This window comes from Acinetobacter sp. AOR41_HL (genome assembly GCF_027854645.1).
GTDB lineage: Bacteria > Pseudomonadota > Gammaproteobacteria > Pseudomonadales > Moraxellaceae > Acinetobacter > Acinetobacter nosocomialis.
In genome coordinates this window covers 22697-29819 of record NZ_JAKTHZ010000018.1, presented here as the reverse complement: position 1 = coordinate 29819, position 7123 = coordinate 22697, and the positions used below count along the sequence as shown (strand labels likewise).

7 protein-coding genes are annotated in these 7123 nt (G+C 39.5%); 6 read left to right on the top strand and 1 reads right to left on the bottom strand.

Annotated features, from left to right (window positions below; all coding sequences use genetic code 11):
• Positions 1-926, bottom strand: a 926-nt coding sequence (locus tag MKL35_RS05755) for an acetylornithine/succinyldiaminopimelate transaminase (protein WP_151823572.1), incomplete at its 3' end; no start/stop codon positions are given.
• 135 nt (positions 927-1061) lie between these two features.
• Here MKL35_RS05755 and MKL35_RS05750 point away from each other — a divergent pair.
• From MKL35_RS05750 to MKL35_RS05725, 6 genes are all read left to right on the top strand, one after another.
• A complete protein-coding gene (locus MKL35_RS05750) occupies positions 1062-1484 on the top strand; it encodes an Lrp/AsnC family transcriptional regulator (protein WP_009501788.1) in 423 nt (140 codons plus the stop codon).
• A 320-nt stretch (positions 1485-1804) separates the two neighbouring features.
• Positions 1805-3235: a gamma-aminobutyraldehyde dehydrogenase gene (locus MKL35_RS05745; RefSeq protein ID WP_119689161.1), complete on the top strand. Its 1431-nt coding sequence runs from the start codon at positions 1805-1807 to the stop codon at positions 3233-3235.
• Positions 3236-3263: 28 nt separating this feature from the next.
• Positions 3264-4034 (top strand): nuclear transport factor 2 family protein, encoded by a 771-nt coding sequence (locus MKL35_RS05740; RefSeq protein WP_032011478.1) that lies wholly within the window; start codon positions 3264-3266, stop codon positions 4032-4034.
• Between the two features lie 59 nt (positions 4035-4093).
• Positions 4094-4813 carry a FadR/GntR family transcriptional regulator gene (locus tag MKL35_RS05735; protein WP_004888103.1) on the top strand — a complete coding sequence of 240 codons (720 nt, stop codon included), beginning with the start codon at positions 4094-4096 and terminating at the stop codon, positions 4811-4813.
• Positions 4814-4878: 65 nt separating this feature from the next.
• Positions 4879-5586 (top strand): cache domain-containing protein, encoded by a 708-nt coding sequence (locus MKL35_RS05730; RefSeq protein ID WP_000193721.1) that lies wholly within the window; start codon positions 4879-4881, stop codon positions 5584-5586.
• Positions 5587-5781: 195 nt separating this feature from the next.
• On the top strand, positions 5782-7113 hold the full coding sequence (locus MKL35_RS05725; protein WP_032011477.1) for an APC family permease: 1332 nt from the start codon (positions 5782-5784) through the stop codon (positions 7111-7113).
• Positions 7114-7123 lie beyond the last annotated feature (10 nt).

Genomic DNA, 7123 nt, shown 5'->3' with positions numbered 1-7123 from the left:
ACGCCTTCAAGTACTTCTGGTGTATTAATAAACTCAAAGACTGCGCCTGCAACTGCACTTGCCAGCGGGTTACCGCCATAAGTCGTACCGTGTGTACCCACTGAAAAATGCGGCGCAAATTTATCAGTTGTTAGCATTGCACCGACAGGGAAACCACCGCCCAGTGCTTTTGCAGTAGTGAGTACATCTGGAGTCACACCGTAGTTCATGTAAGCATAAAGTGCACCTGTACGACCGACACCTGTTTGCACTTCATCAAAAATAAGTAAGGCACCGAACTGATCACACAGTGCACGTAAACCTTTTAAAAATTCGATATCAGCAGGAATTACCCCACCCTCACCTTGTACAGGCTCTACAATTACTGCACAGGTTTGCTCATTAATAACTGCTTTAGCCGCTTCTAAATCATTATAAGCAACATGGCTAATGCCGTTTGGAAGTGGTGCAAAGTCTTGTGAATATTTTGGCTGACCACCAGCCGAAACGGTAAATAAAGTACGGCCGTGAAACGCATTGTTAAATGCCACAATACCGCTTTTACCTGCGACACCGCTGTCGAGTCCAACTTTACGAGCAAGCTTTAATGCTGCTTCATTTGCTTCTGCACCTGAGTTACAGAAGAATACTTTGTCTGCAAATGTATTTTCAGTGAGTTGTTTAGCAAGACGCAGTACGGGTTCATTGGTATAACCATTGCCGACATGCCAAAGTTTTTTTGCTTGTTCTGTTAACGCATTGACTGCCACTGGATGCGCATGACCTAATGCATTTACTGCAATCCCGCCTGCAAAATCGATATATTCTTTATTTTCTTGATCCCAGATACGTGAACCTTCACCACGTACCGGAATGAAATTTGCCGGTGCAAATACTGGAACCATCCATTCGTTAAAGTCATTTCTGGAAACTGCAAAATTATTCATTGTGGCTTGCCCATCAAATTAAGATTATTAGGATTATCGATGGGTCTATTATTAAAAATCAAAATGACTCACAAAATTTGTAATTTAGTAAAAAATGAATTATTTTTTATCAATCTGATAATTGACAATGACATTATGGACAATATTGATCAAATTATTTTAGGTTTACTTAAAGATAACGCACGGATGTCTGTAACCGAGATAGCCGAAAAAGTTCATGTTTCAAGAGCAACGGTTAAAAAGAGAATGGAATATCTCGAGTCTTCCGGCATCATTACCGGATATACGGTTCGTTTTAAACCAAATGCTGAACGCAATGTCATCCGCGCATGGATGAGCATTATGGTCGAAGGTACTAAAGCACAGTCTGTGATTAAAGAACTACGTCTAGAAAGCGCGGTTGAATGTCTGCATAAAACTAATGGTAAATGGGATATTTTGGTCGAGCTACGCTCCGACACCTTAGAAAACTTCGATAAAGTATTAGAGAGAATTCGAAATATTTCAGGTATTTACAATAGTGAAACTAGTATTTTGCTGGCGAGCCATAAGACCTAATCATCACGTTAAATCTCAAATTAAACATGGGGTGAGCCAACTTACGGCTGAGCTCATCCATTTCCCTTTCATTCAAAAAATTCTCTATGGCCGCTCATTAAATCTAAAAACACCATTCCAACGATGAACCTATTCTAATAATCCTCAATAAATTTTTAATTTTTTTAAATAATCAAAATCAAAAACTTAAAACACCTTCTCAGTTGAACTCACCCTTTTTCTACTTAATCCCCTCATCAAAGCATTTGACAGAAAATTTAAAACATAATACATATAGTATTATATGTTATATGTTAAAACCTAAGGACAAGGTATAAAAAATGGCTAAAACTCAACTACAACACTTCATTAACGGCGAATATGTTGCTAGCAAAGGAAATGATTTCTTCGATTTGGTAAGCCCAGTCACTGGTGAAGTCTATGCACAATCGCCGAATGCGACCGAGGCAGAAGTTGATGCAGCTTATGCTGCTGCAAAAGAAGCATTTAAAATTTGGGGACGTAGTACACCTTCGACTCGTCAGAAAGCATTACTGAATTTGGCAGATGCTATTGAAGCAAATGCTGACCGTTTGATTGAAGCGCAAAGCCGCAATACAGGTCAGTTAAAACATTTAATTGCATCTGAAGAAGTGGGTGCATCAGCAGATCAAGTTCGTTTCTTTGCAGGTGCTGCCCGCTTACTCGATGGCACAGCAACTGGCGAATATTTAGAAGGTTTAACTTCTTCTATTCGCCGCGAACCAGTCGGTGTGGTTGGTCAGGTTACACCTTGGAACTATCCACTCATAATGGCAATTTGGAAAATTGCTCCTGCTTTGGCAGCGGGTAACACTGTCGTATTAAAACCAAGTGACACAACACCTGAAAGTACCCTCTTACTTGCAGAAATTGCTGCACCATTTTTTCCGAAAGGTGCATTTAACGTGGTGTTAGGCCAAGCGCAAGTTGGTTCAAAAGTGGTATCACATAAAACCCCTGCTCTCGTTTCTATTACAGGTTCAGTTCGTGCCGGATTACAAGTTGCTGCTTCTGCTGCGGCAAATTTAGCAAAAGCTCATCTTGAACTTGGCGGTAAAGCACCTGTACTGGTTTTTGAAGATGCCGATCTTGATAAAGCCGTAGAAATGATTGCTTTAACAGGCTATTTCAACGCAGGTCAAGACTGTACTGCTGCAACACGTGTGATTGTGGCTGAATCTGTTCATGACGAGTTTTTAGCTAAACTTATTGAAGCTGCAAAAAATACACGTTTTGGCGAACCAGATGATCAAGACGCGCTTTATGGTCCTCTTAACAATGCCAATCAATTAAAGAATGTTAAAGCGTTTATCGACAACTTACCTGCTCATGCCAAAGTTGAAACAGGCGGAAAACAGGCAGACCGCCCAGGCTTCTATTTTGAACCGACTGTTATTAGTGGTTTAAAACAACACGACGATGCTATTCAGAACGAAATTTTTGGACCAGTGATTACCGTTCAGAAATTTACAGATGAAAATGATGCCATTGAAAAAGCCAACGATGTTGAATATGGCCTAGCTTCAAGTGTTTGGACCAAAGATCATGCTCGCGCAACACGTCTGTCACGTGAACTTGATTTCGGTACAGTTTGGATTAATACCCATATTCCTTTAACCGCGGAAATGCCACACGGCGGCTTCAAAAAATCAGGATATGGTAAAGATTTATCTGGCTACGGTTTTGAAGAATATACCCGTGTTAAACATGTGATGAGTTCAAACGAATAATAACAATGCGTTTTGAAAGGAGATCAAAATGAATAAGCAAGAAATGAAAGACTTGGTGACTAAAGCACACCACGAGTTATTTAATTTGCATGACACCACTGCTCTAGACCGTTATTTTTCTGAAGACTTTATAGAGCACTCACCACTCGTTGCAAATGGTATTTCAGGTTTACGTCAACTGGTAGAAGACTGCCCAGATATGCAACACGAAGCTGTACGTGTACTCGCAGATGGTGACTTGGTTGCAATTCATGGCCGCTTTCAGGGCTTAGATCAAAAACCATTGGTTGGGTTTGATATTTACCGAGTAAAAGACGGCAAAATTGTCGAGCATTGGGATGGTCTTGTGGCAGAAGCTGCGCCAAATGTAAGCGGTAGAACTCAACTAGATGGTCCCACTGAAATCGTAACTCACCATGACCCAGAGAAAAACCGCGAAATTGTGACATCTTTCTTTAAGAAGTCATTAATTGATGGCAATTATGATGCCTTTAAAGAATATACCGACGGCGACCAGTTCATTCAACATAGTCCAGATATTGGTGATGGCGTTAAAGCAGTCATTGATTTTTTGAACAATATCCGTAATGAAGGACAAGGTTTGGTATACTCAAAAACGCATCGCTCCATTGCTGATGGTCAATTTGTATTGACACATTCCGAAGGCAGTATTGCTGGTAACCGACATGCCTATTTTGAACTATGGCGTGTAGATAATGGCAAAATTGTTGAACTTTGGGATGCAATACCGGCTGTGCCTGAAGATGAACAGGCTGTCCATGGTTATGGCGTGTTTTAATAACTATTTATCCGCTTCATTAAGCTAAGTCTTTTGACTTAGCTTTTAGAGAATTCGCCATGTCAGCATATACGATAATTTTTGCACCTATTGCTCAAGCAACTCGTTCGGAACAAGTTGTAGAACGCTTGGAAAATGCAATTATCTCTGGTTTGCTCAAAAGCAATGAACAACTTCCTAATGAAGCAGACTTAGCACGCTTAATGGGAGTTTCGCCAATCACTGTTCGCGAAGCATTAAATACTTTACGCGTAAAAGGTTTAATTGATACACGTCGTGGAAGAAATGGTGGAAGTTTTGTTTGTGAGCTACCTTCTGATTTACTTTTAAATCAACATCCTTTGCGCCAAGCTTCAAATGAGTATCTTGCCGATTTAGGCGAGTTTCACAGTGCAATTTTAAGTCATAGTGCCTATCTGGCCGCTCAAAGAACTACTGAATATGAACTTAACAAAATAAAAGAGTTAATTGAACAATTTGAACAAGCTGTTGAAGCAGATACACGTGCACAGCTTGATTTACGTTGTTTGCTAACGCTTACCTCATTTGCCCAATCTGCAAGGCTGGCAAATCAGGAACTCACGATTCAGGCTGAATGGGCTCCGCTTATCGCCGTACTTTATCAAGATGATGATTTTCACCGTGAGGTTGTAAAACAATATCACCATCTTTTGTCGTCTTTTAAGGAAAACAATGAAAATGAAGCTGTGATTCAAGCCCGAAAAATAGTTTCAATGCTCACTGACCAAATGCTTCGGTATAAGTTATCGAGTGAATAAAAATAATAAATATGATGGCTTATCAATAATCAAGTTAGAAATATGGAATTTTAGGAGTTATAGGAATGACCCAACAGTTAGATATAGAAGAGCTACAAAATTTGTTAAAGACGGTAGTTGACGAAACAACCTCTATTACAGAAAAACTCGCAACTAAGGCGAGCAAGATTTTGTCAAAGCATGCATCTGAAAAAAATGCAGATATTAAGCTTTCAACTTCAGAACGCTCTGCTTTGCAAAAGGAAATTAAAAAAGCACTTAATCAAAGCCATTATAGTCAAGGAACTGGTTTTGCGAGTTATAGTCCGGCAACTCAAGAGGAACAAGACTACTGGACACTCGAATGGTGGTATAAAAAAGAAGATCAATTACAACAAGCAAAACTTGAAAACTATCAAAATGCGCAGCGCTTTTTAGATTTCCGCTCATTTGAGTGGTTCCATAAACCTGCACAAAATAAAAGTCCATGCATACATGGACCTTATGTTGATTATATCTGTAATGGTGCCTACACCATTACCATTGCCCACCCTGTCATGATTCATGACCACTTTATTGGCGTCATTGCGACCGATATTTTAGTTTCGGCTCTCGAAAAACTGCTTATGCCCAAACTCAAAAATATTAAGCAAAAGACTGTCATTATGAATGATTCATCTCGGGTCATTACTTCAAATGACATTAGCATCAGAACCGGGACATTATTTAAAGAAAAGACTGATCAACAGTTTTTCTCGCAACCATGTCAGTCTTTCCAGCTGGTTGTCATCTAAAAAGCAAAGAATATTGGCCTTTTATTCTCGCTTTAGTGTGCCATCAAGGTGATATAGCACTTTAAGCCCTTAGCTGTTGTTCAAACTTTCTTCAAATAGACTTGTTTATTCAGGTCTAGGGGAAGTTTTGGCCTAAAAATAGCATCGCCTTTCTGGATGAAAAGCAAAAACAACGAAATTTGAGGTTGAAAAGACATGGAAAATAAAGCGTCTTCCTTAAAAAAATTATCACTATGGCAAGTCACAATTATTGGTATTGCCTATATGACCCCTATGACGGTTTTCGATACTTTCGGTATTGTTTCCGGAATTACCAATGGTCATGTTCCCCTCGCATATTTACTTGCTTTAGGCGCGATGCTGCTTACTGCTTGGAGCTATGCGAGGTTTAGTAAAAACTCAGAAAGATCAGGTTCGGCCTATAGTTATACTGCAGAAAGTTTAGGGCCTAGAAGTGGATTTTTCGTTGGCTGGTGCTCTCTACTCGACTATCTTTTATTACCGCTTATTAATGTGTTGCTGGCTGCAATTTATCTCACCGCACTCATTCCGAGTATGCCTTATTGGTTTTGGGTGCTGGTATCGGCGGGCCTTGTGACTTTAGTCAACTGTTTCCGTATTCGGTTACTTGCCAACTTAAGTCTCGTATTTGTGTTTGCTCCGATTATCCTCATGGTCATTTTTGTATATTTAGTGGTTCGAGGTATTAGTTCGACCCAAGGTTATGAGCATGTGCTTACTCTGGCTCCACTATGGCATGGCCAACAATCGCTATTACCGCTTGTTGCTGGTGCTTCGGTTTTATGTTTTTCATTTTTAGGTTTTGATGCAGTTACTACCCTTTCAAATGAAACCAAACAACCCACCAAGAATATTCCCCGAGCAGTCATGTTAACCACACTTGCGGGTGGGCTTATTTTCTTCACAGCTGCTTGGTTTATTCAACTTTATTTTCCAAACAATGTTCGCTTTCATCATCCTTCAGAAGCATTACCAGAAATTGTGCTTTATGTGGGTGGTGCTTTGTTTCAGTCCATATTCTTATGCGGCCAAATTATGAACACAGTCGCCTCAGGTCTTGCCTCACATGCCAGTGCTTCGCGTTTACTGTATATAATGGGGTCCGACAATATTTTTCCTAAAAAGTATTTTGGAACCATCCATAGCTCTTTAGGGACACCATTTTTCTCGGTTTTATTTGTCGGGCTTATTTCAATGTCGGCTATTTTCTTAGATTTAGCTCAAGTTGTTAGTCTGATCAGTTTTGGTGCGCTCGTTGCTTTTACAGCCGTAAACTTCTCAGTTTTTATGAAATTTTATATTAAAGATAAACAACGTTCAGGTTTTAAAAATAAATTTCTAAACCTGTTTTTACCGTTGTTATCGGTCATTAGCATTATTTGTTTATGGCTCAATCTCGACTCATCTTCACTGATTTTTGGATGCTTCTGGTTAACTTTAGGCATTCTCTTATTCATTTATAAAACGATTAAAAAACAAAGTATTGCAATTAGTAATGCTTATTAATTTTTTAAGG

Excerpts from the sequence above, each read along its gene's own strand:
- MKL35_RS05750 (WP_009501788.1), top strand. The coding sequence starts at position 1,062 with ATGGACAATATTGATCAAATTATTTTAGGTTTACTTAAAGATAACGCA.
- MKL35_RS05745 (WP_119689161.1), top strand. The coding sequence starts at position 1,805 with ATGGCTAAAACTCAACTACAACACTTCATTAACGGCGAATATGTTGCT.
- MKL35_RS05740 (WP_032011478.1), top strand. The coding sequence starts at position 3,264 with ATGAATAAGCAAGAAATGAAAGACTTGGTGACTAAAGCACACCACGAG.
- MKL35_RS05735 (WP_004888103.1), top strand. The coding sequence starts at position 4,094 with ATGTCAGCATATACGATAATTTTTGCACCTATTGCTCAAGCAACTCGT.
- MKL35_RS05730 (WP_000193721.1), top strand. The coding sequence starts at position 4,879 with ATGACCCAACAGTTAGATATAGAAGAGCTACAAAATTTGTTAAAGACG.
- MKL35_RS05725 (WP_032011477.1), top strand. The coding sequence starts at position 5,782 with ATGGAAAATAAAGCGTCTTCCTTAAAAAAATTATCACTATGGCAAGTC.